This is a genomic window from Rhodococcus sp. G-MC3 (genome assembly GCF_030063335.1).
In the GTDB taxonomy this organism is placed as follows: Bacteria; Actinomycetota; Actinomycetes; order Mycobacteriales; family Mycobacteriaceae; genus Rhodococcoides.
Genome location: NZ_JASISW010000011.1, coordinates 1 through 25,089 on the forward strand (window position 1 = coordinate 1; position 25,089 = coordinate 25,089).

Consider the following 25,089-nt stretch of genomic DNA (forward strand, 5'->3'; position numbering starts at 1 on the left):
AACAACAGGCGGTTGCATTCGAGCATCGGACAGATGCCCCCGATCGAATACGAAACACTCCACTACTCTGACCTCGACGCCGAGGATCAGCCCCAACTGGAGGCGGCACAAAACTTAGGGTGATTCAATGTGGGGAGCTTCAGGCTGTCCAGACGCTCGAAAGCTGGACCGGTTCGGTCATCCACGTCTTTCTGACCACCCCGGTGAGCCCGAGTCGGTCGTAGGCCGTGACTGCGTTTTTGTGATGCAGCGACGCAGCGTCGACCGTGAACTTCTCGTCCGGAGCGAACACCACGAGGTCGGCAACCGAGCCCACCGCTATGCGCCCACGATCCGACAGCCCCACCTGATCAGCAGTGTTGACTCCCATCCACCGGACCACGTCGGCCAATGTCGATCCCCGACGGCTCGCTTCGGTCCACACCGCAGCCAACGACACCTGCAGTGACGCGATGCCGCCCCAGGCGTCGCCGAAGTCTCCTGTATCGAAGCGCTTGAGGTCGACCGTGCAGGGGGAGTGGTCGGTGACGATGGTGTCGATGACACCATCGGTCAGACCCTGCCACAACAGTTCTCGGTTCGCGGCTTCGCGAATTGGAGGACAGCACTTGAACTGCGTTGCGCCCGGGGGAATTTCTTCGGCGTCGAAGCACAGATAATGCGGGCACGTCTCCGCGGTGACCCGCACACCGTCACGCTTGGCGGCCGCAATCATCGGCAGCGCATCGGAGCTCGACAGGTGCAGGATATGAACTCGGCATCCGGTGCGCCGCGATAGTTCGATCACCTGCGATATCGCAAGATTTTCCGCGACTCGTGGCCTCGAGTGGAGAAAACCGTCGTAGTCGCGACCCGACGGATGCGGTGCGTCCTCGATCGAGGCGGCGTCCTCGGCATGCACGATCATCAACCCGTCGAACGTCGCGATCTCGATCAACGCTTTCTCGAGCTCGGGCAACGACAGTGGAGGGAAGTCGTCGACTCCGGAGTGCAGCAGGAAGCATTTGAATCCGAAGACGCCCGCGTCGTGAAGCGGACGCAATTGGTCTACGTTTCCGGGCACAGCGCCGCCCCAGAACCCGACGTTCACGACCGACTGCGGTTGCGCCACCCGCCGTTTGATGTCGAGGGCAGAGACGTCGACTGTAGGGGGAATGCTGTTGAGCGGCATGTCGATGATGGTGGTGATGCCGCCTGCAGCGGCGGCGCGTGTGGCGCTGGCGAACCCCTCCCACTCGGTGCGGCCGGGCTCGTTCACGTGGACGTGGGTGTCGACAAGCCCTGGTAGCAGCACTTCGTCGGTCCCGAGTTCGACCTCGTTGTCGGCTTCGGCAGCAGCGTCGAGAGGACCCACGAACACAATTCTCCCGTCGCGGACGCCGACCGCCGCCGGCACTTCAATGCCGTCGACGATCGCCCGCGGGGCTCTGATCAGCAGGTCGAACTTCACAACGAACCGCTCGCTGCCAACGCGGGGGACGACGCCTGCCATGCCTGGTCGACTGCATCGAGGGCTGCGCCGTCGAGTTCTCCGAACAATCGCAGGCGAGAAAGGCCTCCATCGGGATACACGTCGAGCCGAAGGTGGGTGTACGCGCCCGACTGCTCGAGGAGGAAACGGTGACGAGTATCCGGTTGTACCGCAGTGCGGGGAAGTACCTCGGTCCACGCCGCGGGATCCGCTGTGGGATTCACTCCGGCGTGCTGACGAGAATCGATGGCGCTCAATCGAACCCAACCGGGCGCATTCCCGACGTAGTAGCTGGTGTCGATCTCGGCATGGCGTGGTACGCCAGGCGCGGCCAGCTCAAACACTGCGAAATCGTTTCCGCCACCGCGGCGGCGGGAGTTCTCCCAGCCCTCACCCATGTTGCGAGCGCGTCCGGGAAGGATGATGTTGGCAGGGGAGGAATAGAAGGCGTCGGAGCACTCGGTGAGCCACGCACCGTTCTCGGCGGCAAGCAGATCGACGGTGCCGCCGAGGAACCGCGGATCTTGAACGACGCGGCCGTGCACACGGAATCGGGCAACGCCGCCGTCGGGATAGATCGACAGCCGAACGTGCGTCCAACGGTGACGGTCCTCGACCTCGTAGAAGTTGGGGGTGTCGCCGACCGCCGGCGCCTTGTCGACGATAGTCTGCCAATCAGCGTTCAACACTTCGTCTATCGAGGGGTAGCCCTCGACGAACGCGGCCTCCACGGACACGAACGGTGGGTAGTTGCCGGTGAAGTACGCGGTATCCACGACGACTCCGTGCACGATGCCCGGTGCTCCGAGGCGCACGATGGCCCAATCGTTTCCACCCTGATCGCGCCGTCTCCGCGTTTCCCAACCGTCGTAAACCTTCCCCTTGTGTCCGAAATCGGTGGGATCGAAGAACGGCGCCTCGGGGCGGATCAGGTTCTCACGCTGAGCGAAGAGCTCGTCGTTGGCGGCCGAAACGCTGCCGCCGAGGGCGCGGGAGGCGAGATCGGGCAGCTGTGTGTATTCAGGGCTGGTGTATTCAGGGCTGGTGACATCAGGGGTACTCATGAAACTCCTTCGGATGTAATGACCGACAAGGCAATGAATTCGCCGACGCGGTGTAGAAGGCGTGCGGCATCACCGATGGCGACCGTCGTATCGGGTTCGAGATCGGTCAGCGCGTACGAGTCGACGATCCCGTATTCGCGCAGTCTGTCTGCACCGACGGTCCGCCTGCCCGACACCGTGATCACCGGTACTCCGGCGTTACGAGCCGCCAGTGCGACACCGATCGGCGCTTTGCCGTACAGCGACTGTTCGTCGAGCGAACCCTCTCCCGTGACAACGAGATCGGTACATGCCAGTCGGCGTTGAAACTCGATCAGTTCGAGAACCGTGTCGATGCCGGGCCGGATATCGGCACCGAGGACTGCCAGGGCGCCGAACCCGGTGCCGCCTGCAGCGCCTGCTCCTGCGTATCCGCTGAGATCGCGACCGATAGCGGACCTCACGACGTGCGCCCATTGCCTCATCGCATGTTCGAGGTAGAGCATCTCTTGCTGGCCCGCGCCCTTCTGCGGCGCGTACACCGCCGAAGCTCCGGTCGGTCCGAGCAACGGGTTGTCGACATCGCAGGCGAGTTGGATTCGAGCGCCTCGCAGGCCGGGGTGCAGTCCCGAGGTGTCGAGACGCACAGCGCCGCGCAGTGCACCTCCACCTCGGGCGACATCGTTGCCGTCGGCATCGAGAATGCGAGCCCCCAACGCCGCCAGCATGCCCGCGCCGCCGTCGGTGGACGCGCTGCCGCCGAGTCCGACGACGACGTGTTCTGCGCCGTTGTCCAGTGCATGGGCGATGACGGTGCCGAGTCCGAACGTGCTCGCGTGCAGTGGTTCGAGACGGCCGAGCAGTTCGAGACCAACCGCTGAGGCAAGTTCGACGACGGCCGACGCGCCGCGCGTGGCGTACGAGGTGTCCACGTTCAGCCCTGTTGGTCCTTCGCACGACACTCGGGTCGACTCCCACCCGGCGGCGACAGCAGCAGCGACGGTGCCGTCACCGCCGTCGGCGACAGGGAGACGAACGATCTCGAGGGCGGGATCGGCCGAGACCAATCCTTCGGCGAGGGCGTCCGCAACCCTCGATGCCGTCAGTGATCCTTTGAACTTGTCCGGAGCCAGAAGGATTCGAGTCATCTCTAGTCCAGCAGCAGCAGAGCGGTGGGGGCATCCGCCGACGTCATGGCCAACTCTTCGAACTCGCCGACATTGTCGATCTCGGTACCCATCGCAATGTTGGTGACACGCTCGAGAATGATCTCGACGACGACGGGCACCTTGTGCTCGGACGCCAATGTCCTGGCACGAACGAGCGCCTCGCCGATCAAATCGGGTTCGGTGACGCGAAGCGCTTTGCAGCCCAGACCTTCTGCAACCTGAACGTGGTCGACGCCATATCCCTTGGGGACTCCGGGCTGATCGTCCTGGGGTTCCTGATGGTTGATGTTGTCGAATCCGAGCTGCACACAGAAGTCCATGTCGAACGCGCGCTGAGCCTGACGGATCAGGCCGAGGTACGAATTGTTCACCACCACATGTACGTACGGCAGGTTGAACTGCGCGCCGACGGCGAGTTCCTCGATCATGAACTGGAAATCGTAGTCACCCGACAGTGCGACGACATCAGCCGACGGATCTGCGGCAACCGCGCCGAGTGCAGCGGGAATGGTCCAACCGAGCGGTCCGGCTTGCCCGCAGTTGATCCAATTTCGAGGCGAGAAGACGTGCAGGAACTGTCCACCGGCGATCTGCGACAGTCCGATGGTGCTGATGTACCTGGTCTCGCGGCCGAAGACCTTGTTCATCTCCTCGTAGACGCGCTGCGGCTTGATCGGCACATTGTCGAAGTGAGTGCGGCGGTGCATAGTTCGCTTGCGCGCGGCGCAGTCCTCGACCCAGCTCGACAGGTTGCGCAGTGTCCCGGCGGCTTTGCGCTCCTTGGCGACGTCGATGAACTGCTCGAGAGCTGCTTTGGCGTCGGAGATGATGCCGTAGTCGGGGGCGAACACACGACCGATCTGCGTGGGCTCGATGTCGACGTGGATGAACTTCCGGTCCTTGCGGTACGTCTGAAGGCCGCCGGTGTGGCGATTGGCCCAACGGTTGCCGATGCCGAGGACGAAGTCGGACGCGAGCAGTGTTGCATTGCCGTAGCGATGAGCAGTTTGCAGTCCGACCATGCCCGCAGCCAGACGGTGGTCGTCGGGGATGGTTCCCCAGCCCATGAGCGTCGGGATGACCGGAACGTCGAGTAGTTCTGCCAGTTCCACGAGCAGCTCGGATGCGTCGGCGTTGATGATGCCGCCGCCTGCCACGATCAACGGTCGCTCCGATGCGACGAGCATGTCGATGGCCTTCTCGGCCTGAGCGCGCGAACACAACGGCTTGTGGACCGGAAGCGGTTGGTAAGTATCGGGATCGAAGTCGATCTCGGCCATCTGGACATCGATCGGAAGATCGATGAGGACGGGCCCGGGACGACCCGATCGCATCAGATGGAACGCCTGCGCGAATGCCCCGGGAACCTGAGCCGGTTCGAGAACGGTCATTGCCATCTTGGTGACGGGCGCCGCGATGGAGGCGATGTCAACGGCCTGGAAATCCTCCTTGTGCAGCCGTGCAACCGGTGCTTGACCGGTGATCGCAAGGATTGGAATCGAGTCGGCCATCGCCGAGTACAGTCCGGTGATCATGTCGGTTCCCGCGGGACCCGACGTGCCGATACAGATCCCGATGTTGCCTGCGGCCGCGCGAGTGAATCCTTCGGCCATGTGCGAGGCGCCTTCGACGTGCCTGGCGAGTACGTGCCGGATTCCGCCGTGATCGCGCATCGCAGCGTAGAAGGGGTTGATCGCTGCTCCGGGCAGGCCGAATGCAGTGGTTGCACCTTCGAGTTCGAGGATTTTGACGGCAGCGTCTGCCGCGCGCATCTTTGCCATGTCAGTTCTCCGTGTTCAGGGTGCCGGACAGTCGTGCGACGCCGCGGTACAGTGCCGAGTGATCGAGTCCGCCATCACCGTTGGCGCGTGCTGAGGCCATCAGCTGTGCCAGTAATCCGCCCATTGGAATCACGACTCCTGCCTCGCGTGCCGCCGAGGTGACGATCCCGAGATCCTTGTGGTGCAAGTCGATGCGGAACCCGGGTTCGAACGACCGGTCGAGCATCTTCTGCGCCTTTTGGTTCAGAACGGTGGAGCCTGCCAGACCGCCACCGAGGACCTCGATCGCCGCGGGAAGATCGACCCCGTACGCCTCGAGGAACGCGACGGCTTCGGCGAGCACCTCGATGTTGCCGGCCACGATCAACTGGTTGGCGGCCTTGACCGTCTGGCCGGACCCGTTCGGTCCGACGTGGACGACGGTCTTGCCGACGACATCGAGAATCGGCTTGGCGGCGGCGAAGTCCTCGGTGCTACCACCGACCATGATGGACAGGGCAGCATTTTCGGCGCCGGCCTGCCCGCCGGAGACCGGGGCGTCGATCAGCCGGAAGCCGCGAGTGTCGGCCTCCTTCGCCAAGGTTGCCGTCACGTCGGGTCTGATGCTGGAGAAGTCGATGATCAGGGCGCCGCGCCGTGCATTGTCGAACACGCCGTCCTCGCCTGCCAGCACGTCCTGCACGTCGGGTGAATCCGGGACCATCACAGCGACGACGTCTGCGTCGGCGACGGCCTTGGCGATCGAGTCGGCGGCAACACCGCCTGCCTCGACGAGGGGCCGGGTGCGGTCGGGCGTCAGGTTGTAGCCGATAACGTTGTGGCCCGCTTTCGCGAGGTGAACGGACATGGGACTACCCATGATTCCGAGGCCGATGAATGCAATGGTGCTCATGAAGGGTCCTTACGTGGAGGTGGCGGAGCGGAGCAGCCAGGAGAACGGGTCAGGCGTGGTGGGCTTGTACTCGAGGCCGATGTAGCCGTCGTAGCCGTTGTCGGTGAGCTGCCCGAGATACCGGTCGAGATCGAGGGCGCCGGTTCCCGGCTCGCCGCGGCCGGGGGAGTCGGCGATCTGCACGTGCCCGATCAAGTCCTTGTAGTTGTCCAAGGCGGCCGAGATGTTGTCGCCGTTCACGTCGAGGTGATAGAGATCGGCGAGCAGACGCAGGCTGTGAACATCGTGTTCGCGCGTAACTCGCTCGATGATGGCTACTGCGCCCGCAGCGTGGGTGAGCGGGTACCGCGGTGCGCCGCTGACGGGCTCCACCAATACGACTGCTCCGATCCGCGCAGCGGCAACTGCGGCCGCTGCCAGATTCGACGTCGCTACCCGGTCCTGCTCGATCGGGTCGATACCGTCGATTCTGTTTCCGTACAGCGCATTGAATGCAGTGGTTCCCAGTGTCTCGCCGATGCCGATCGTCACATCGATGTTGTCGCGAAACGCCTGTTCCTGTGCTGGGTCGGACAGGATTCCGCGATCGCCTGCAGGCATGTTGCCCGCGGCGAAGTTCAGACCCGTCAGTTGGACACCTGCATCGCGGATCGAGGAGACGAAGGCGTCGACATTAGGATCCGAAGGGACGGGCGAGTCGAAGGGCCACCAGAACTCGACTGCATCGAACCCTGCGTCCTTGGCGAGCCGCGGGCGCTCCAGAAGAGGGGTGTCGGGGAACATGATCGAGCAGTTGACCGTGTATCGATCGAGTGAAAAGTTTTTCATGACACTCTCTTTCAGTTCTGCGGTGCTGGAAGTCCGCGGTATCGGCGCCAACTGCCGGTATACGTGATGTCGGTGAGATCGTCCGGTCTTGTGTCGAGAACACCTGGCCGGAGGCCGACACCGAGAACCGATCGTCCGTCTTCCAACGCAACGACGGTGAGCTCGAGTTCCGGTGGCTCGTCGGGCAGAAAAGCAGTCCTGATGTCGTCGAGCGGGATGTCGTAGAGCTCGCCCTCGATCGCTGCCCCCGCGGTGTGATCGAGCAGGAGCGCGGGGAACTCGTCGCGTACCGAAAAGAACCGATAGCTGGGGGTGGTCTTGACGGTGCCGACGAACGGGTGCGCAGACACGTTGTGGTGCAGGCTTCCGCCTCGCATTGCTCCGCCGTTGCAGAACAGTTCTGTCATGAAAGATGACTCCTCTCGTAGGGGCGATCGAAGCTTGAAAATCCGTATTGTGGAATATGAATTCCACGAATAAACCAAGTGTGACGTGATGCACTCCCGCCTGTCAACCTTTCCTGGCGAGCCGCGATCAATTCCACGATGTGAAATATGCTGTGCATCAACGCAAGAGCTCAGATTCAGGGCTTCTCCGGTTTGCCTATTGACAGCGGTTGTGACGGCTGTCACGCTCAATATATGGAATCAATGTTTCGCAATACGGAATATTCCGTCTCGGCGGTTGCCGAGAGATTGAACTCGGCCACGGCAGTGGATGTGCACGATGCTTTCGGTCAGTGTCTCGACGTCCCTCGCTGGATCTCGGCGATGGCAAGCCATCTGCCGTTCGCGGACGACGAGGCGGTCGGTTCGGCGGTGTTCTCGGCCGCGGAGCCGCTGACGTCCGCCGAGATCGAACGGGCGCTGCTGGTCCACCCGCGAATCGGTGAACGTCCCGACGGCGACGATGCGCACGCCGCGCACGCTCGAGGAGAACAGTCCGGAGTCGACGGCGCACGGCGGGGTATCCGGCGGCAGCTACGTGAGGGCAACGTCGCCTACGAGAAGCGCTTCGGCCATGTATTCCTCATTCGTGCCGCCGGGCGGGACGCGTCGGAAATTCTCGCAGCCCTCGGCGACCGTCTCGGCAACGACCCGGACACCGAGATACGGATCGTCGAACGTGAGCTCCGCGAAATCGCCGTTCTCAGAATCGCGCGGGTGCTGAACAATGACTGAGCGGAGCCTCGTCAGTACCCATGTGCTCGATGCCTCTAGCGGTGCGCCCGCACCGGGCGTTTCGGTGACGCTACAGGCGGACGGGGGTGCCGATGCTGCTGCCGATGTCACAGTCTCGTCGGGAATCACCGATCTGCAGGGCCGCGTCGCGGACCTCGGCCCATCGTCGCTGACGGCCGGCCGCTACCGACTCACGTTCGAGTCGGGCCGCTACTTCGCCGAGCGCGGCGTCGAAACTTTCTATCCAGCAGTCGAGATCGTGTTCGAGGTTCTCGCGGACTGCTCGCACTATCACGTTCCACTTCTTCTCAGCCCGTTTGCATTCACTACCTATCGAGGGAGCTAGACATGAGTATCGTGCTCGGAGCAAACCAGTATGGAAAGGCAGAATGCCGACTCGTCCGCATAGACCGGGATACCTCGCGTCACCGCATCACCGACGTGAGCGTCACCTCTCAGCTGCGCGGTGACCTCGAAGCCGCGCACACCGTGGGCGACAACGCTCACGTGGTCGCAACCGATACCCAGAAGAACACCGTCTATGCCTTCGCGCGAGACGGGATCGGGGCGATCGAAGACTTCGCGATGCGTCTGGGCACTCACTTCACCAGTAGCTTCGACTGGATCGAGGGTGGACGGTGGGAGGTCGAGCAGTACAATTGGTCGCGCATTCCCTCGGGCACCGACGGCTGTGACCACTCGTTCGTCAAAGGCAGCGACGAGAAGCGGAACACGGTCGTCACCGTCGACGGGGGAACCACCACTGTGATCTCCGGAATCACGGACCTCGTCGTGCTGAACTCGACCGCATCGGAATTCTGGGGTTACCCCAAGGATCGGTACACCACGTTGAAGGAAACCACTGATCGGGTTCTCGCCACCTCGGTGAGTGCCAGGTGGCGGTATCTCTCGACTGACCTCGACTTCGACAAGATCTACGACGATGTACGTTCCATCATGCTCGACGCATTTGCCAGCACTCACTCACTTGCATTGCAGCAGAGCCTGTTCCAGATGGGTACCAAAGTTCTGGAGGCGCATCCGGAGATCGCTGAGATCAAGTTCTCCATGCCCAATATTCACCATTTCCTGGTTGATCTCGAGCCCTTCGGCCTCGACAACCCCGGTGAAGTCTTCTATGTCGCCGACCGGCCGTACGGGCTGATCGAAGCCACCGTCGAGCGCGACGATGCCCCGGGCGCCGGCCGCGCCTGGGACACTGTTGCCGGATTCTGCTAGGAGCGACGGCGATGAAGCTGACGAATCGAACCGCACGCACCCCACACGACACGGCTCGTCCCGAGGACGAGCGATTGTCGATCGGCAAGTCGTATCTCTACGGTTTGCAACACATTCTGACGATGTACGGCGGTGTGATCGCACCGCCCTTGATCGTGGGCGGTGCGGCGGGTTTGACCGGGAACGAGGTTGCCCTCCTGGTCTCTGCTGCACTGTTCGTCAGTGGCGCGGCCACGATGCTGCAGACGCTCGGATTGCCGTATGTCGGCTCCAAACTGCCTCTGGTGCAGGGTGTGTCATTCGCATCGGTGTCGACGATGGTGGCGATCGCTAGCGGCCCCGGCGGGTTGAACTCCGTATTCGGCGCGATCATCGTCGCCGGCGCGATCGGCATCCTGATCACACCGTTCTTCAGTAAGATCGTCCGCTTCTTCCCGCCGGTCGTCACCGGGACCATCATCACGGTCGTCGGCATTTCGTTGCTGCCCGTAACAGTTCGGTGGGCGATGGGCGGAGACCAGAAGGCTGCCGATTGGGGGTCGATGTCGAATATCGGCCTGGCCGGGTTCAGCCTCGCGGTGGTGCTTCTGGTCAGCCGGTTGGTGCAGGGGACGCTCTCACGGTTGTCGATTCTCATCGGCATCGTCTGCGGAACCGTGTTCGCGTTCGTCGTCGGAAAGGCGGACTTCTCGGATGTGGGCAACGGTAGCGTCTTCAGCTTTCCGGAGCCGTTCGCGTTCGGAACTCCCACGTTTCAGATCAGTGCCATCATCTCGATGGTCGTTGTCATCCTCGTCATAATGACCGAGACGACCGCGGACATCCTCGCAGTCGGTGAGATAGTGGGAACCAAGGTGGACGGACGTCGTGTCGGTGACGGGCTTCGTGCCGACATGCTGGCAACCACCGTTGCTCCGATCTTCGGAACGTTCCCAGCAAGCGCTTTCGCGCAGAACGTCGGACTGGTAGCGGTCACCGGGATCAAAAGTCGCTATGTGGTGGCCGCGGGCGGGTCGGTACTGCTGTTCCTCGGCCTGTTCCCCGTGCTGGGACGGGTCGTTGCCGCAGTGCCGCTGCCAGTGCTCGGCGGCGCAGGAATAGTGTTGTTCGGCTCGATCGCTGCCAGCGGGATACGGACACTGTCGAAGGTCGATTTCGACGGAAATCTCAATCTGATCATCGTTGCCGTCGCAATTGGTTTCGGCGTCATACCGATTGCGGTTCCCGGGTTTTACGCGGCCTTTCCTGACTGGGTCCACGTGGTGTTCGACTCCGGCATCAGCGCCGCGAGTATTGTCGCGGTGCTGCTCAATATCTTCTTCAACGTCTTCACACGAGGCCAGCGGAGTTCACCCTCGGTGGTGACGGCGGCACCACCCGTCGCCACCCGGCATCACGCGACGTGACACGTTGCCGGGCGACGTCGAAGTTCCGCTTCGTGGAATAGTGTGGAATAACCCGACGGTGAGAGGAAATCCTGTGGCGGCCAGTGGCGGTGTTCAATCGGTCGAGCGAGCCTTCGAGTTGCTCGACATCATGGCTACGTCAGGCGGATCCATAGGAATCAGCGAACTCGCGGAGGCAGCCGACCTTCCGATGCCAACGGTGCACAGGCTGATCGGAACACTGGTCTCGCTCGGATACGTCCGACGGCTCGCAACTCGACGCTATGCGCTCGGCACCAAGCTGATCGGGCTGGGAGACAGCGCCACCAAATTGATCGGTGGATGGGCGACGCCGTATCTTTCCGAGCTGGTTCGGCAAACTCACGAGACATCCAACATGGCCTTTCTCGAAGACGATATGGCTGTCTACGTGGCTCAAGTCCCGTCCGAGCATGCGATGCGGATGTTCAACGAGGTCGGTCAGCGAGTGCTTCCCCACTCCACGGGGGTGGGGAAAGCGCTGCTGGCGCAGCTCGACGACAACTCGGTTCGGGCGATCGTAGCCCGGACCGGGATGGCGCCGAGGACGGTCAACACTCTGACCACGCTCGACACTCTTCTCGCGGACCTCGAACTCGTGCGGACCCGGGGTTATGCCGTCGACGACGGCGAACAGGAAATCGGCGTCAGATGCTTTGCTGTCCCCGTCATCGGCGCGCCCACTCTGACGGCCATGTCCATTGCCGGTCCGACGGCTCGGGTCACCATCGAATCCGCAGAGCAGTTCGTTCCCCTGCTGACCTCGGCCGCGCAGCGTCTGTCGAAGGACCTCGCGAGCGACCGACAGCCCAGATGAAAACCGCAGGCGTTCTTGACACCCGTCCGTATCAGATGGAAAGTGACACGTAGCAGTTCCCAAAACGGGGGGAACGGAACACGGGAGGTCACGGGCGATGCCCACACTTTCGAACAAGGTCGTGCTCATCACCGGCGCCGGGCGCGGCATCGGGGCCGAAACCGCTCGCGCACTGGCCGCGAAGGGCAGCAAGCTGGTGCTGACCGACGTCGACGAGGCGCCGCTGAGAGAACTCGGTCTCGAACTAGGCGACGACGCGTTGACGGTTGTGGCCGACGTTCGCGATCTGGCGGCCATGCAGGGGGCGGTCGATCAAGGAATCGCGAAGTTCGGCGGCATCGACCTCGTGCTTGCAAACGCGGGAATCTCCAGCTACGGATCCGTTCTTCAGGTCGATCCGGAGACGTTCGCGCGAGTTCTCGACATCAACGTGCTCGGAGTGTTCAACACCGTGCGGGCAGCGCTGCCCTCGGTGATCGAGCGGAAGGGCTACATTCTGATCGTGTCATCGCTCGCGGCATTCGCGGCGTGCCCCGGTCTGGCCGCGTACAACGCGAGCAAGGCAGGCGTCGAGCAGTTCGCGAACGCGCTCCGTCTCGAAGTGACCTATCAGGGTGTCGGTGTCGGTTCCGCGCACATGGCATGGATCGACACCCCACTCGTGCGGGACGCGAAGGCCGATCTCGGCGCTTTCCGCGAGATGCTCGACGTCATGCCAGGTCCATTCGGGCGGACGATGACCGTCGACAAATGCGTCGACGCGTTCGTGGACGGGTTGGAGGGCCGTAAGCGCAAGGTGTACGTGCCGAAGTGGGTGGGATTCGCGGGTCGATTCAGAAGCATTCTCAACTCGACGGTCGGAGACCGCGCGCTGCTGAAGCACGTGCCGCGCCTGTTGCCGAAGATGGACGCCGAGGTCGCAGCGCTCGGCCGTTCCACGAGCAAGCGCAACACCGCACTCTAGTTCTGCCCACACTCACACGGAAGTGTCTCGATGACAACGACATCCCCCTTGGAATCCCCGCGCGCAACCGATACCCAGAGAGTCGACGTGCTCATCGTCGGTGCCGGGCTCTCGGGAATCGGCGCCGCCCACCATCTGCAGACGAAGCTCCCCGGGAAGTCCTATGCAGTCCTCGAGAGCCGCGGAGCGATCGGCGGTACCTGGGACCTGTTCCGCTACCCCGGAATCCGTTCGGACTCCGATATGTACACGCTCGGGTACAACTTCCGACCGTGGACCGGTGAGAAGTCCATCGCCGACGGGGCGTCCATCCGCGAATACATCGAGGACACCGCCCGTGAGGGTGGAATCGACCGACACATTCGGTTCCACCACAAGGTGGTCTCGGCGGCTTGGTCCACGGAGTCGTCGAAGTGGACGGTCACTGCCCTCCGTTCCGATACCGGCGAGAGTGCGGTGTTCGAGGCGTCGTTCCTGATGTGCTGCAGTGGGTACTACGACTACGACAAGGGCTTCACGCCCGACTTCGAGGGCATCGAGGACTTCGGCGGCACTGTGGTCCATCCGCAGAAGTGGCCCGAAGATCTCGACTACGCGGGCAAGAAGGTTGTCGTGATCGGCAGTGGCGCAACGGCGATCACGTTGGCGCCCAACCTTGCTCGGGAGGCCGAGCACGTGACGCTACTTCAGCGATCGCCCAGCTACATCATGTCGTTGCCCTCGAAGGACTCGATCGCGCTTGCGCTGCGCAAATATCTCCCCGCTCGTGCGGCCTACAGTGTCACCCGAATCAAGAACGCGGTGACCGCAATCGGGATGTACGTTCTGTGCCAGCGCTATCCGAAGTTCATGAAGAAGCAGATCCGCACATTGCAGAAGGGTTGGCTGCCCGACGGGTACGACCTGGACACGCATTTCACCCCGAAGTACAACCCGTGGGATCAACGATTGTGCCTCGTTCCCGACAACGATCTGTTCCGGTCCATCCGCAAGGGTGAAGTTAATCTGGTGACGGACCACATCGACCGCTTCACCGCCAGCGGAATCGCTCTGAAATCCGGCGAGCACCTCGACGCCGACGTCGTCGTCACCGCGACCGGGCTCAACCTGGTGGCGTTCGGCAACGTGGCCATCACGGTCGACGGGCGCGTGGTCGACCTCACCGAGACGATGGCCTACAAGGGCATGATGCTGACCGACGTCCCCAACTTCGCGTTCGTCGTCGGGTACACCAACGCGTCGTGGACGTTGAAGGCCGATCTGGTGTGCGACTACGTGGTCCGGCTGATCGAACACATGGACAAAAAGGGTCATTCCGAGGTTCGACTGGCGCGCGACGCGTCGGTGGGGGAAGAGCCGTTTCTTGATTTCGCTGCCGGATATGTGCTGCGGTCGGTCGATACGTTCCCCAAACAGGGGTCGGTGGCACCGTGGCGACTACGCATGAACTACTTCCGCGACCTGCCTGCCCTTCGCTTCGGAAAGTTGGTCGACGAGAACATGAGCTTGCGCTGATGATTGATCACTACCGTCGGGTGCCGAACGTGTGACGTAACACGGATTCGGAACCGGCCGATTGGTATTCGAACGTTACTTTGTGGGCGCCATTTCGGTTGGATGCTCAGCGTGCGGCCTGGCATTATTCATGCGGAGTGTCAGCTGCGGGGTGGCGCACGCGGAATCGGCCGGTGTGGAAGTGGAGTATTGATGAGGATCTCGCGCGGAGTGGTACTCACAGCGGTGTCGACGTTGGCGGCAACAATCGCCTTGTCCGGCTGCGGAGCACCCACAAGCGACACGGTCGATGCTGCCCCGATCGATTCCAATCCGATCACCGAGCTGCTCAAGCCGAAGCTGACGTCCAGCGTCGAAGACGGTGCCGTCGGATTCTCGCCTGCCGATCCTGTCGTAGTGAGCGTCGCGGACGGCAAGCTCGCCCGCGTCACGATGCTGAACCCCGAGGGCGTCCCCGTTGCGGGAATCGTCTCGCCCGACGGTTTGACATGGACCAATACCGAACAACTCGGGTACGACCGCGAGTACCGGGTGCAGGCCGACGCCTACGGACTCGGCGGAGCATCGAGCACAGTCAGCAGCTTCACCACCAGTCAGCCCGGAAGCTTCACCAAGCCGTACGTTCTGCCCAGCGACGGCGCCGCCGTCGGCATCGGTCAGCCGGTCGCCGTGCAATTCGACGAGACCATAACCGACAAGGTCGCTGCGCAGAACGCAATTCAGGTAACCGCGACGCCTCCCGTCGAGGGGGCGTTCTACTGGGTGAACGACCGCGAGGTTCGCTGGCGGCCGCAAAACTACTGGGCCTCGGGTACACGGGTCGATGTGGCGGTCAACGTTTACGGCCGCGACCTCGGTGACGGGATCTTCGGTCAGGAGAACTCGTCGACGTCATTCACTATCGGTGACGCCGTGGTAGCCACCGCCGACGACAACACCAAACAGGTCACCTTCGCCGTCAACGGGCAGGACGTCATGACGATGCCCACTTCGATGGGCAAGGACAGTACACCCACCGACAACGGCGTTTACATCATCGGTGACCGCTTCGACCACCTGATCATGGATTCGTCGACCTACGGCGTACCGGTCAACTCCTCCACCGGCTACCGGACGCCCGTCGATTGGGCTACGCGTATGTCCTACAGCGGAATCTTCTTCCACTCTGCGCCCTGGTCGGTAGGTCAGCAGGGGTACTCCAACACCAGCCACGGTTGCCTGAACCTCAGCCCCTCCAATGCGAAGTGGGTCTACGACAACACCAAGCGCGGCGACATCGTCGTCGTGAAGAACACTGCCGGCGGTACTCTGTCGGGAACCGACGGCCTCGGCGACTGGAACATTCCCTGGGAGGAATGGAAGGCCGGAAACGCCGACTCGGTGTAGTGACCTTTCGGTCTCAGCTCGCGTCCTGGCTCTCGTACTTCGCCGGATCGACGCCGAGCGTCTTCAGGTAGGCGACGGGTTCGATGCTCGACCCGTTGTTTCGGACCTCGAAGTGCAGATGGGGCCCGGTCGAGTTTCCGGTACTGCCCACTTCGCCGATCTGGTCGCCCGGTGCGACAGTGTCGCCGACGTTCACTGCAACGCTCGACTGGTGCCCGTAGTACGTGACCGTGTTGCCGTTCTTGATGCGCACGAGGTTGCCGTACCCGTCCCCGGCGTCACCAGCCTGTTCGACGGTGCCTCCGGTCACGGCGTGGATCGGAGTCCCCGACGGGGCGGCAAGGTCGACGCCCTGGTGGAATTGGCCACCGTTGCCGGTGGGGTTGTTCCGCCCGCCGTAGTTCGACGACAGTTCGTAGCTTCCGGCGGGGAGCGGTAGTACGGCGCCGCCGAGGCCTACCGACGGCGGTGCTGCTTCGACCTCGGGGGCCGACTCTTCCGGCTCCGGTGTGGACTCGGGAGTCGTCGTACCGAGGTCGTAATCGAGGATGGCCCCCGCGACTTCGTTGATCAGCACGCCCGTGGCATCGAGGACGGCGGCAAGGATCGCCGCGCGCTGCTGCGCGTCGGGTTGGGGGATCGGTATGACGGGCAGTTCGATGGTCGGCTGCGCTGTGGCTACGGCGGGACTGATCAGGCCCACCGAACCGGCGCACAACGCCGCCGACAACACCGAACCCGCTATGACTCTGTGAACTCTTCGTCCCACTTGAACTGCTCCTGTCTCTGCCCCGACCGATGTCCCTAGGCGGGCTTTAAACCATTGGGGCGCTTCTGGGGCGCGTCGAATCAACGCAAGCGGGTCGATGCGCAGGCTTCCCCACCTCGCAAGTCACAGGTTTCACGTTGGTACTTTTCTTCCCCAAAAGTGCCGTTTGCAACCGTACGTCACATGAACCCCATGCGAAACTCGGAAATTAAATTACAACAACGTAATTCGTTGCGCTGCTTGACCTTTCGCACACACGTGCGATTCGCGTGCCGAAACATGCTGCGAACACAAAAAAGCCGGCCTCCGTGTGGAGACCGGCTTTCTTGTTTCTATGGGGTGAGCGACGGGACTCGAACCCGCGACATCCAGGATCACAACCTGGTGCTCTACCAGCTGAACTACGCCCACCATTACTGCGTCGACTCGGCCAACTCTCGGCTCTGTTTCAGCAGCGGAGGTAATACTAGCGGTTCGATTCTCTCGGTGCGAATCGCCCTCAGGTTGGCGTGTCGAGATCTTTCACGACTGCGGCAATATTGCTGGTAGACGGGCCTGGAGGGGCGACGAACACCGTCTGGCGGTAGTACTTCAGCTCCTTGATCGACTCTTTGATGTCAGCCAGTGCCCGGTGCGCGAGGCCCTTCTGCGGCTGACCGAAGTAGATCCGCGGGTACCACCGACGCGACAGTTCCTTGATGGAGCTGACATCGATCATTCGGTAGTGAAGGTGGGTGTCGAGCGCTTCCATGTCGCGAGTGATGAAGCCGCGGTCGGTACCGATCGAGTTACCGGCCAGAGGCACAGTGCCTGCCACCGGCACGTGCTCACGTATGTACGCAAGCACCTGTGCCTCAGCTTCCTCCAGCGTCACCGTCGACGCGCGCACCTCCTCGGTCAATCCCGATTTGGCATGCATCTTTTTCACGACATCTGGCATCCCTGCCAGCGCATCGTCGTCGGCATGAATGACGATGTCGACGCCATCACCGAGAACGTTGAGCTCGCTGTCGGTAACGAGCGCCGCGATCTCGATGAGTTTGTCCTTCGACAAATCCAAGCCGGTCATTTCGCAATCTATCCACACAAGTTTGTCCTGCACGAGACACACACTAGTGCGAACGTGCTCACCGCTAAGGTTTGCGGTGGCGATCCACATCGAGCCGAGACCCAGGAGGATATGGAAATGACGGTCGATCCGGCGTCGGGGAATTCCACCCCGGATGCAGCGCTTCCATCCCCGGTCGCCCAATTGACCCCGGCCGAGAAGGCAGTCAAGGCGAAAGCCGCAGCAGTCGAGGCTGCGCGCGTCGCAGCAGAAGCTCTGGCCGCTGCGGATGCGGCCGAGAAGGAAGCCGCAGCCGCTGAATCGGCAGCACGGGGCAACACTTCCGTCGCAGCCGCTGATTCCGTCTCGGGCGAGATTGCGGCCGGCTACAACTTTGCGGGTGCGGTGCTCGAACTTGGAACCGTCGTTCTCGACGGCGTCACCGATGCTTCCGCGCGGATTCGCATCCCGCTCGCCACTCTCAATCGGCACGGTCTCGTCGCAGGTGCCACCGGCACCGGTAAAACCAAGACGTTGCAGGGCATCGCAGAGCAGCTCTCTGCGTCAGGTGTCCCCGTCGTCATGGCCGATGTGAAAGGCGACCTGTCCGGGTTGTCGGCGCCAGGAGCGGACAACGAGAAGGTTCGCGGGCGCGCCGCCGAAACCGGCGATTCGGACTGGGTGCCCACCGGCCACCCCGTCGAGTTTCTCTCGCTCGGAACCGAGGGGATCGGTATTCCGGTGCGCGCCACCATCACGGCGTTCGGTCCGATTCTGCTCAGTAAAGTATTGGGCTTGAACAACACTCAGGAGTCCACCCTCGGTCTGATCTTCTACTGGGCAGACAGCCGAGGTCTTGCACTTCTCGATCTGAAGGACCTCAGAGCTGTCATCGCTCACTTGACGAGCGACGAGGGAAAATCCGATATCAAGGGGATCGGAGGCGTCTCGGCTGCGACGGCGGGAGTCATCCTGCGTGCTCTCGTCAATCTGGAGGCCGACGGCGGAGACACCTTCTTCGGAGAACCAGAGCTCGAAACCGAGGATCTGCTGCGGGTGGGTGCCGACGGCAAAGGCGTGATCACGCTGTTCGAGCTCGGTTCGCAGGCATCACGCCCGGTGATGTTCTCCACGTTCTTGATGTGGGTACTCGCCGACATGTTCCAGACGCTCCCCGAGGTCGGTGACATCGACAAGCCCAAACTGGTATTCATCTTCGACGAGGCACACCTGTTGTTCGCCGATGCGTCGAAGGCGTTTCTGCAGCAGGTGGAACAGACCGTAAAACTGATCCGGTCGAAGGGCGTCGGCGTGTTCTTCTGCACGCAGCTGCCGACCGACGTGCCCAACGAGGTTCTGTCCCAGCTGGGTGCACGCATCCAACATGCGTTGCGCGCGTTCACCCCCGACGATCAGAAGGCCCTCGACAAGACGGTCCGCACGTACCCGAAGACCAAGGCGTACGACCTGGAAAAGGCGCTCACCTCTCTCGGTACCGGCGAGGCCATTGTGACTGTGCTCTCCGAGAAGGGAGCGCCGACGCCCGTGGCTTGGACCAAAATTCGGCCCCCGCGCTCGCTGATGGACACTATCGGGAACGAAGCGATCGGCGCTGCGGCGTCGTCCAGTCCGCTCGACGCCAAATACGGCACCACGATCGACGGAGAGTCGGCGTACGAGAAACTGGCGGCCAGGGTTGTCGACGTGCCAGCGCCTGCGGAAACTTTCGATCTTCCGCCGCTACCTCCCGAAGGGCCGTCGGCGGCGGAGCGAATCCTTGACAACCCCGCCTTCAAGAGCTTCCTGAGGTCAGCGGCTTCCGTTGCGGGACGGGAGATTTCGCGCAGTATTTTCGGGACTGGGCGTCGCCGTAAGCGTTGACTATGTGAGTGGAAATACGTCCCCTGCAACGTATTTCCACTCACATGCGGCGTCAGCCGCCGAGCTTCTTGTAGAAACTTCCCACGATGGGTGCCGAGATGGCACGCGGGCTGTACTGCCCGGCAATCGACATGCCCTTGCTGAGCAGTCCGGGAACCACGCGCATCTTGTTCTTGGCGAGTGAGTCGAGCGAAAGCTTCGCGGTGTACGCGCTGTCGATCCACAGGAAATCCGGAACGAGCTTGTCGACGATCGACGCATCCGCCGGATCCGGGGTCTCGGTACGCACCGGGCCGGGCGCCAGCAGGGTCACATGGACGCCACTACCCTTGAGTTCGAGCCGCAAGGACTCGGAGAACGTGTTCACGAAAGCTTTGGATGCCGCGTAGGTCGCGTTGTTGGGAATCGCCATGTTGCCTGCCGCGGACCCGGTGATGAGGATGCCGCCGCTTCGCCGGGCGATCATGCCAGGCAAAACGGCGAGGGTCAGATCGTGCACGGCAACGGTATTGAGCTCTACCTGATCGCGCTCGTAGGCCGGGTCCAGCTCCGAGACCGGGCCGAACGTGGCAATGCCTGCGTTGTTGCACAGTACGCTGATATCGCGTTCGGCGAGTTCGTCGGCGAAGGGCTTTCGCGCATCGCGATCGGACAGGTCGAGAACACGAACCTCGACGGTGACGCCGTGTTCGGCAGTCAACTTCGCAGCGAGTGCGTCGAGCAACTCGCCACGGCGTGCGACGACGATCAAGGAGTGGCCGCGGGTCGCCAGCTCGGTAGCGAGCGCCTCTCCGATCCCGGAGGAGGCTCCGGTGACGACGGCGCGGGCTTCGGGTGCAGGGCTCGGCAGGCTCACGGTGAGCCAGGGTAGACGATGGGCTCAGATGCTCGCGGCCAGGCGGGTGCCTTGCTCGATTGCGCGCTTTGCGTCCAGTTCGGCCGCGAGGTCGGCGCCGCCGATGATGTGCGTCGTGGTGCCCGCCGACTGCAATTCGTCCATCAGGTCTCGAACCGATTCCTGGCCTGCACAGACAACGATGGTGTCGACGTTCAACGTCTGCGGCCTTTCGTGATTGTCACCGAACGTGATGTGAAGGCCCTCGTCGTCGATGCGTTCGTAGTTCACGCCGGACAGTTCGTGAACGCCCTTGGCTTTCAACGCCGCACGGTGGACCCAACCGGTCGTCTTGGCGAGCCCGGCGCCGATCTTGCCTTTCTTGCGTTGCAAGAGGTACACCTCACGCGGCGACGGTGCCGGTACGGGAGTGGTCAGCGCGCCTGGCGCTGCCTCGGGCTCGGTGACGCCCCATTCCTGCTTCCACTCCTTCAGATCGAGTGTGGGGGACGCGGCGGTGGTCAGAAACTCGGAGATGTCGATACCGATCCCGCCTGCACCGATCACGGCCACTCGGTCTCCAACCGGTTTGCCGTCCTCGACCAGCTCGGCGTACGAGAGCACCGATGGGTGGTCGATGCCCGGTATCGACGGGATGCGAGGTACGACGCCGGTGGCGAGGACGACCTCGTCGTAGTCGCCTGCCACCAGTTCGGCGGCGGTGACCCGCCGTCCCAGATGGATTGCGACGTCGGCCTGCTTCAGTGCGACGGTGAAATACCGGATGGTTTCGGCGAACTCTTCTTTTCCTGGAATCCGTTGTGCGATGCCGAATTGGCCGCCGAGTGTTGGGCGTGCCTCGAACAGAGAGACCGCGTGTCCGCGTCGGGCAGATTCGAGGGCCGCGGACAAACCCGCGGGGCCGCCTCCGACGACGGCGACCCTCTTGGTCTTGCGAGTGGGAAGAAGTTGCAGTTCGATCTCGCGACCGGCACGGGGATTGACCAGGCACGAGACAGTCTTGTGCACGAACGCGTGGTCGAGGCATGCCTGGTTGCAAGCGATACAGGTGTTGATGCTGTCTGCCGAGTCCGCTTCGGCCTTTTTTACCCAGAACGGGTCGGCGAGCATCGGACGTGCCATGGAAATCAGCTGTGCGTCACCGCGCACCAGAATGTCCTCGGCGAGGTCTGGCATGTTGATTCGGTTCGATGCCGCAACCGGGATCTCGACGTGCTTGTCGAGTTTCCCCGTGATGTCCGCGAATGCACCGCGAGGGACCGAGGTGACGATTGTTGGGACCCGCGACTCGTGCCAGCCGACGTCGGTGTTGATGATGTCGACGCCGACGCGTTCCAAGTCCTTCGCGAGAGCGACGATGTCGTCCCAACTTTGCCCGCCTTCGACCAGGTCGGCCATCGACAGGCGGAAGACGATCAGAAAGTCCTTGCCCACGGCATCGCGAATTCGGCGAGCAATGTCCACCGCTACTCGACGCCTGTTCTCAGGACTTCCACCCCACTCGTCGCGGCGATGATTGGTGCGCTCGCACAGGAATTGATTGATGAAGTAGCCTTCACCGCCCATGATCTCGACGCCGTCGTAGCCGGCGGATCGCGCCAGGCGCGCGCACCGTACGTAGTTCCGAATCTGCCAACGAACTCCGCGTGAGGTCAACCGACGGGGACGAAACGGGTTGATGGGCGCCTTGATCGACGATGCCGAGACACTGAACGGCTGATAGGAATATCGCCCCGCATGGAGGATCTGCAGCGCGATCTTGCCGCCCTCTCGGTGCACGGCGGCGGTGATCCGGCGGTGCCGCCTCGCTTCGATGCGATTGGTCAGCTTCGCGCCGAACGGAAGCAGCCACCCTGTCCGGTTCGGTGCGTAGCCACCCGTGACGATGAGCGCGACGCCGCCGCGGGCGCGCTCGGCGAAGTACTCGGCGAGCTTGGCGGTGTCGCGCGCGCGATCCTCCAGCCCAGTGTGTATCGAACCCATGATCACGCGATTCTTCAGCGTGGTCGTGCCTACGTTCAGCGGCGACAGCAGCGTCGGGTAAGTGCCGGAAGTGGTCACAGCTTCTCCAATATCTCGTCGCACCATTCGGCGAAGCCTTCCTCGACTCGAATTCCACCGCGCAGCACGAGAAACTGGTGCAGTGCGGAGCCGGTGAGGTCGGCAGGGGAGGGGAAATCACGCTTTTCGATCAGTCGATAGAGTTCGAGGCGATCGGTGTGCACGGCTCGGTGGCGTCGGACCTCAGCTTTGAGGGCGTCGATGTCGCCGCCTGCGCCGCCGCGAATCTTCACGGCCAGTTCATCGCGAAGCTTGCCGGGGTCGGTGGGTTCGGCGATCCAGCGGTCCAGTTCGGTTCGGCCCGCATCGCTGACCGAGTAGACCTTCTTGTCGGGACGCCCGTCTTGCACTACCGACGTCCCGGCAATCCAGCCTGCAGCATCCATGCGGGTCAAGACTCGGTAGATCTGTTGGTGCGTGGCACTCCAGAAGAAACCGATGGATTTGTCGAACCGACGCGCGAGTTCGTAACCGGACCCCGAGAGTTCGGTGAGGGAGACAAGTATCGCGTGTTCCAGTGCCACACTGCTCAGTATCTATGCAACGAGGTGACTATGCAACACGGTGCATAATATCCATGCCGGCAGCGTCTCGCCTAGGCTTCCGCTATGAGTGCACAGGCTGACGACGCCGTCGTCGGGGTCGCGACATCGCGCAAGCAGGTATTCGCCTGGGGGATATGGGATTGGGGCTCGGCTGCCTTCAATGCGGTCATCCTTACGTTCGTGTTCTCGGTGTACCTGACCGATGGGGTGGGCGACGACTTGCCGGGCTCGATCTCGGCGACATCTTGGTTCAGTTGGTCGGTGGGGCTGGCGGGCGTCGTGATCGCTGTTCTCGCCCCCGTGTCCGGTCAACGGTTCGATGCTCGGGGCACGAGGAAGAAGTCGCTCGCGCTGTTGACCGGTCTGACCGTCGTCAGCATGGCCGGGCTGTTCTTCGTGAAAGACGACTACCACTACCTGTGGTTGGGTCTGGTGCTGCTCGCGGCCGGGTCCATCATGTTCGAACTCGCCAGCATTCCGTACAACGCGATGCTCAGGCAGGTCTCCACGCCGGACAACATAGGCAAAGTGTCCGGATTCGGTTGGTCCATGGGCTATTTCGGCGGCATCGTGCTGTTGCTCATCTGCTATCTCGGCTTCATTTCCGGTGACGGGGACACGCGAGGGCTGTTCGGGCTGACCACCGACGGTGGGCTCAATATCAGGCTCGTTGCGTTACTTGCGGCCCTCTGGTTCGCGGTCTCGGCCATACCAGTGCTGCTCGCGGTGCCCGAATTGCCCTCGACAGCAGCCGATCCCGGCGCAGCCAAAGCCGGGATGATGGAATCGTACAAAGTACTGTTTCGTGATCTGCGTGAACTGTGGGTCGCGGATCGCCGCAGCGTCTACTTCCTGATTGCCAGTGCACTGTTCCGGGACGGTCTCGCCGGAGTGTTCACGTTCGGCGCGGTCCTGGCGGTGAGCGTCTACGGCATCGGAACCGGAGACGTACTGTTGTTCGGTGTTGCGGCGAACGTCTGTGCCGGACTCGGAGCGATCACCGCGGGCGTGTTCGACGATCGTGTCGGGCCGAAGCGAGTGATCGTGTTCTCGTTGACGGCAATGATCGTGGCCGGGGTCGTGTTGCTGTTCGTATCGGGGCCGCTGCTGTTCTGGGTGTTCGGTCTCGTGCTGTGTCTGTTCGTCGGACCCGCTCAGTCCTCGTCACGCACATACCTGGCAAGGTTGGCCCCACCGGGGCGCGAGGGTCAGTTCTTCGGGTTGTACGCGACCACCGGCCGCGCGGTCTCGTTTCTGGCGCCCACGCTGTTCGGGTTGTTCGTGTTCCTGTTCGATGCCGATCGTGCAGGCATCGGCGGGCTGCTCGTCGTACTTGCCGTCGGACTAGGGGCGCTGCTCGCGGTGAAGTCGCCGGACAAGGTCTAGCGCGAGTTCACCCGTGCGAGGATTTCCGCGGCCAATCTCTCAGGAGCTTCCTCGGGGACCCAGTGCGAAATACCGTCGAGTTCGACGAACGAGTAGTCGGCGTCGACGAACTCGCCGCACCGCTGAGCGCCTGCGCGGCCGATGGCCGAGTCCTCGTTGCTCCACACGTAGGTGGTCGGAACCTCGACCGCGGCCAGCCTGCCGAACGCGTTGGTCATCGCTCGGTACCAGTTGAGGGCTGCCGTCAACGCTCCAGGCTGGCTCATATGCTCGATATAGCGGTCGTCGGGACTGCGCTCGGAGAACATCGCGCGCAGTCGGCGTGCGTCGTTCTCCAGCAGAACGGTTTCGGCTTTGCCCTGCTGACGCAAGAGCGTCATGTATGTCGAGCGTTCCTGCTGATCGGCATCCTCTCGTATGGCCCAGCCGAACGCCGCTGTATGGGGAACCGACACGGCTGTGAGGGAACGGACGATGCCGGGGTGCTCGGCGGCCAACTGCCACGCAACGGCGGCGCCCCAATCGTGTCCGACGACGTGAACAGACTCGAGGTCCAATGCATCAACGAGACCGACGACGTCACCGACCAGCTTGTCCGATGCGTATGCGTCGACGCCGGTCGGCCGGGCGCCAGGGGAGTAGCCGCGTTGGTCCGGCGCAATCGTGCGCAGCCCTGCATGGGTGAGAAGCGGAACGACGGCGTCCCAGCATCCCGATGTCTGCGGGAAGCCGTGCAGAAGCACCACCGGAATGCCGTCCTCGTGGCCTGCAATCGATACATCGAATACGAGATCGTCGACGGTCACTTTCGTCGCTACCGGTGTCATGAACTG

Annotated in this window: 23 protein-coding genes and 1 tRNA gene; 10 read left to right on the forward strand and 14 right to left on the reverse strand. The window is 62.6% G+C overall.

Annotation, left to right across the window (positions count from 1 at the left end; genetic code table 11):
- Window positions 1–139 precede the first annotated feature (139 nt).
- The 7 genes from allB to QMK17_RS13930 are packed head-to-tail and all read right to left on the reverse strand — an operon-like array spanning window position 140 to window position 7,591.
- On the reverse strand, window positions 140–1,492 hold the full coding sequence (gene allB / locus QMK17_RS13900) for an allantoinase AllB (RefSeq protein ID WP_283509859.1): 1,353 nt from the start codon (window positions 1,490–1,492) through the stop codon (window positions 140–142).
- Complete coding sequence (gene alc, locus QMK17_RS13905) at window positions 1,447–2,535, reverse strand: allantoicase (protein WP_283509860.1); 1,089 nt, start codon at window positions 2,533–2,535, stop codon at window positions 1,447–1,449. The genes allB and alc overlap by 46 nt, the downstream gene beginning before the upstream one ends.
- The gene (locus QMK17_RS13910; RefSeq protein ID WP_283509861.1) at window positions 2,532–3,662 is read right to left on the reverse strand and encodes a glycerate kinase; all 1,131 of its coding nucleotides are present in this window, start codon (window positions 3,660–3,662) and stop codon (window positions 2,532–2,534) included. The genes alc and QMK17_RS13910 overlap by 4 nt, the downstream gene beginning before the upstream one ends.
- A gap of 2 nt (window positions 3,663–3,664) precedes the next feature.
- A complete protein-coding gene (gene gcl, locus QMK17_RS13915; RefSeq protein ID WP_283509862.1) occupies window positions 3,665–5,464 on the reverse strand; it encodes a glyoxylate carboligase in 1,800 nt (599 codons plus the stop codon).
- 1 nt (window position 5,465) lies between these two features.
- Window positions 5,466–6,356: a 2-hydroxy-3-oxopropionate reductase gene (locus QMK17_RS13920; RefSeq protein ID WP_283509863.1), complete on the reverse strand. Its 891-nt coding sequence runs from the start codon at window positions 6,354–6,356 to the stop codon at window positions 5,466–5,468.
- 9 nt (window positions 6,357–6,365) lie between these two features.
- A complete protein-coding gene (locus QMK17_RS13925; protein WP_283509864.1) occupies window positions 6,366–7,184 on the reverse strand; it encodes a hydroxypyruvate isomerase family protein in 819 nt (272 codons plus the stop codon).
- 11 nt (window positions 7,185–7,195) lie between these two features.
- Window positions 7,196–7,591: an allophanate hydrolase-related protein gene (locus QMK17_RS13930; RefSeq protein ID WP_283509865.1), complete on the reverse strand. Its 396-nt coding sequence runs from the start codon at window positions 7,589–7,591 to the stop codon at window positions 7,196–7,198.
- Between the two features lie 234 nt (window positions 7,592–7,825).
- Between QMK17_RS13930 and uraD the strand changes: the two genes are divergently transcribed.
- The 8 genes from uraD to QMK17_RS13970 all read left to right on the forward strand — a co-directional run bounded on the left by uraD (window position 7,826) and on the right by QMK17_RS13970 (window position 15,710).
- Entirely contained in the window at window positions 7,826–8,365 is a 540-nt protein-coding gene (gene uraD / locus QMK17_RS13935; protein WP_283509866.1) for a 2-oxo-4-hydroxy-4-carboxy-5-ureidoimidazoline decarboxylase, read from the forward strand.
- Window positions 8,358–8,711: a hydroxyisourate hydrolase gene (gene uraH / locus QMK17_RS13940; protein WP_283509867.1), complete on the forward strand. Its 354-nt coding sequence runs from the start codon at window positions 8,358–8,360 to the stop codon at window positions 8,709–8,711. The genes uraD and uraH overlap by 8 nt, the downstream gene beginning before the upstream one ends.
- Before the next feature lie 2 nt (window positions 8,712–8,713).
- Complete coding sequence (pucL, locus tag QMK17_RS13945) at window positions 8,714–9,604, forward strand: factor-independent urate hydroxylase (protein ID WP_283509868.1); 891 nt, start codon at window positions 8,714–8,716, stop codon at window positions 9,602–9,604.
- 11 nt (window positions 9,605–9,615) lie between these two features.
- On the forward strand, window positions 9,616–11,010 hold the full coding sequence (locus tag QMK17_RS13950) for a nucleobase:cation symporter-2 family protein (protein ID WP_283509869.1): 1,395 nt from the start codon (window positions 9,616–9,618) through the stop codon (window positions 11,008–11,010).
- A gap of 73 nt (window positions 11,011–11,083) precedes the next feature.
- Window positions 11,084–11,845, forward strand: coding sequence for an IclR family transcriptional regulator (locus tag QMK17_RS13955; protein ID WP_283509870.1), 762 nt, complete (start codon window positions 11,084–11,086; stop codon window positions 11,843–11,845).
- Window positions 11,846–11,942: 97 nt separating this feature from the next.
- Complete coding sequence (locus tag QMK17_RS13960) at window positions 11,943–12,809, forward strand: SDR family oxidoreductase (RefSeq protein ID WP_283509871.1); 867 nt, start codon at window positions 11,943–11,945, stop codon at window positions 12,807–12,809.
- Between the two features lie 30 nt (window positions 12,810–12,839).
- Window positions 12,840–14,324 (forward strand): flavin-containing monooxygenase, encoded by a 1,485-nt coding sequence (locus tag QMK17_RS13965; RefSeq protein WP_283509872.1) that lies wholly within the window; start codon window positions 12,840–12,842, stop codon window positions 14,322–14,324.
- A 192-nt stretch (window positions 14,325–14,516) separates the two neighbouring features.
- Window positions 14,517–15,710: a L,D-transpeptidase gene (locus QMK17_RS13970; protein WP_283509873.1), complete on the forward strand. Its 1,194-nt coding sequence runs from the start codon at window positions 14,517–14,519 to the stop codon at window positions 15,708–15,710.
- A gap of 13 nt (window positions 15,711–15,723) precedes the next feature.
- On the opposite strand, the gene QMK17_RS13975 is transcribed toward QMK17_RS13970, so the two are convergent.
- From QMK17_RS13975 to orn, 3 genes are all read right to left on the reverse strand, one after another.
- On the reverse strand, window positions 15,724–16,479 hold the full coding sequence (locus QMK17_RS13975; protein ID WP_283509874.1) for a M23 family metallopeptidase: 756 nt from the start codon (window positions 16,477–16,479) through the stop codon (window positions 15,724–15,726).
- Between the two features lie 335 nt (window positions 16,480–16,814).
- Window positions 16,815–16,890, reverse strand: a tRNA-His gene (locus QMK17_RS13980).
- An 88-nt stretch (window positions 16,891–16,978) separates the two neighbouring features.
- On the reverse strand, window positions 16,979–17,581 hold the full coding sequence (orn, locus tag QMK17_RS13985; protein WP_283509875.1) for an oligoribonuclease: 603 nt from the start codon (window positions 17,579–17,581) through the stop codon (window positions 16,979–16,981).
- An 84-nt stretch (window positions 17,582–17,665) separates the two neighbouring features.
- Here orn and QMK17_RS13990 point away from each other — a divergent pair, with 84 nt between their 5' ends.
- Window positions 17,666–19,408, forward strand: a complete 1,743-nt coding sequence (locus QMK17_RS13990) for a helicase HerA-like domain-containing protein (protein WP_283509876.1) — start codon at window positions 17,666–17,668, stop codon at window positions 19,406–19,408.
- Window positions 19,409–19,460: 52 nt separating this feature from the next.
- Here QMK17_RS13990 and cmrA read toward each other — a convergent pair whose 3' ends face one another.
- From cmrA to QMK17_RS14005, 3 genes are read right to left on the reverse strand one after another with little or no spacing between them, the layout of a single operon-like run.
- Window positions 19,461–20,264 (reverse strand): mycolate reductase, encoded by an 804-nt coding sequence (gene cmrA, locus QMK17_RS13995; RefSeq protein ID WP_283509877.1) that lies wholly within the window; start codon window positions 20,262–20,264, stop codon window positions 19,461–19,463.
- A gap of 24 nt (window positions 20,265–20,288) precedes the next feature.
- Window positions 20,289–22,325 (reverse strand): NADPH-dependent 2,4-dienoyl-CoA reductase, encoded by a 2,037-nt coding sequence (locus tag QMK17_RS14000; RefSeq protein ID WP_283509878.1) that lies wholly within the window; start codon window positions 22,323–22,325, stop codon window positions 20,289–20,291.
- Complete coding sequence (locus QMK17_RS14005; protein WP_283509879.1) at window positions 22,322–22,849, reverse strand: PadR family transcriptional regulator; 528 nt, start codon at window positions 22,847–22,849, stop codon at window positions 22,322–22,324. The genes QMK17_RS14000 and QMK17_RS14005 overlap by 4 nt, the downstream gene beginning before the upstream one ends.
- An 84-nt stretch (window positions 22,850–22,933) precedes the next feature.
- Here QMK17_RS14005 and QMK17_RS14010 point away from each other — a divergent pair, with 84 nt between their 5' ends.
- On the forward strand, window positions 22,934–24,256 hold the full coding sequence (locus QMK17_RS14010) for an MFS transporter (protein WP_283509880.1): 1,323 nt from the start codon (window positions 22,934–22,936) through the stop codon (window positions 24,254–24,256).
- On the opposite strand, the gene QMK17_RS14015 is transcribed toward QMK17_RS14010, so the two are convergent.
- On the reverse strand, window positions 24,253–25,083 hold the full coding sequence (locus QMK17_RS14015; protein WP_283509881.1) for an alpha/beta fold hydrolase: 831 nt from the start codon (window positions 25,081–25,083) through the stop codon (window positions 24,253–24,255). The genes QMK17_RS14010 and QMK17_RS14015 overlap by 4 nt on opposite strands.
- Window positions 25,084–25,089 lie beyond the last annotated feature (6 nt).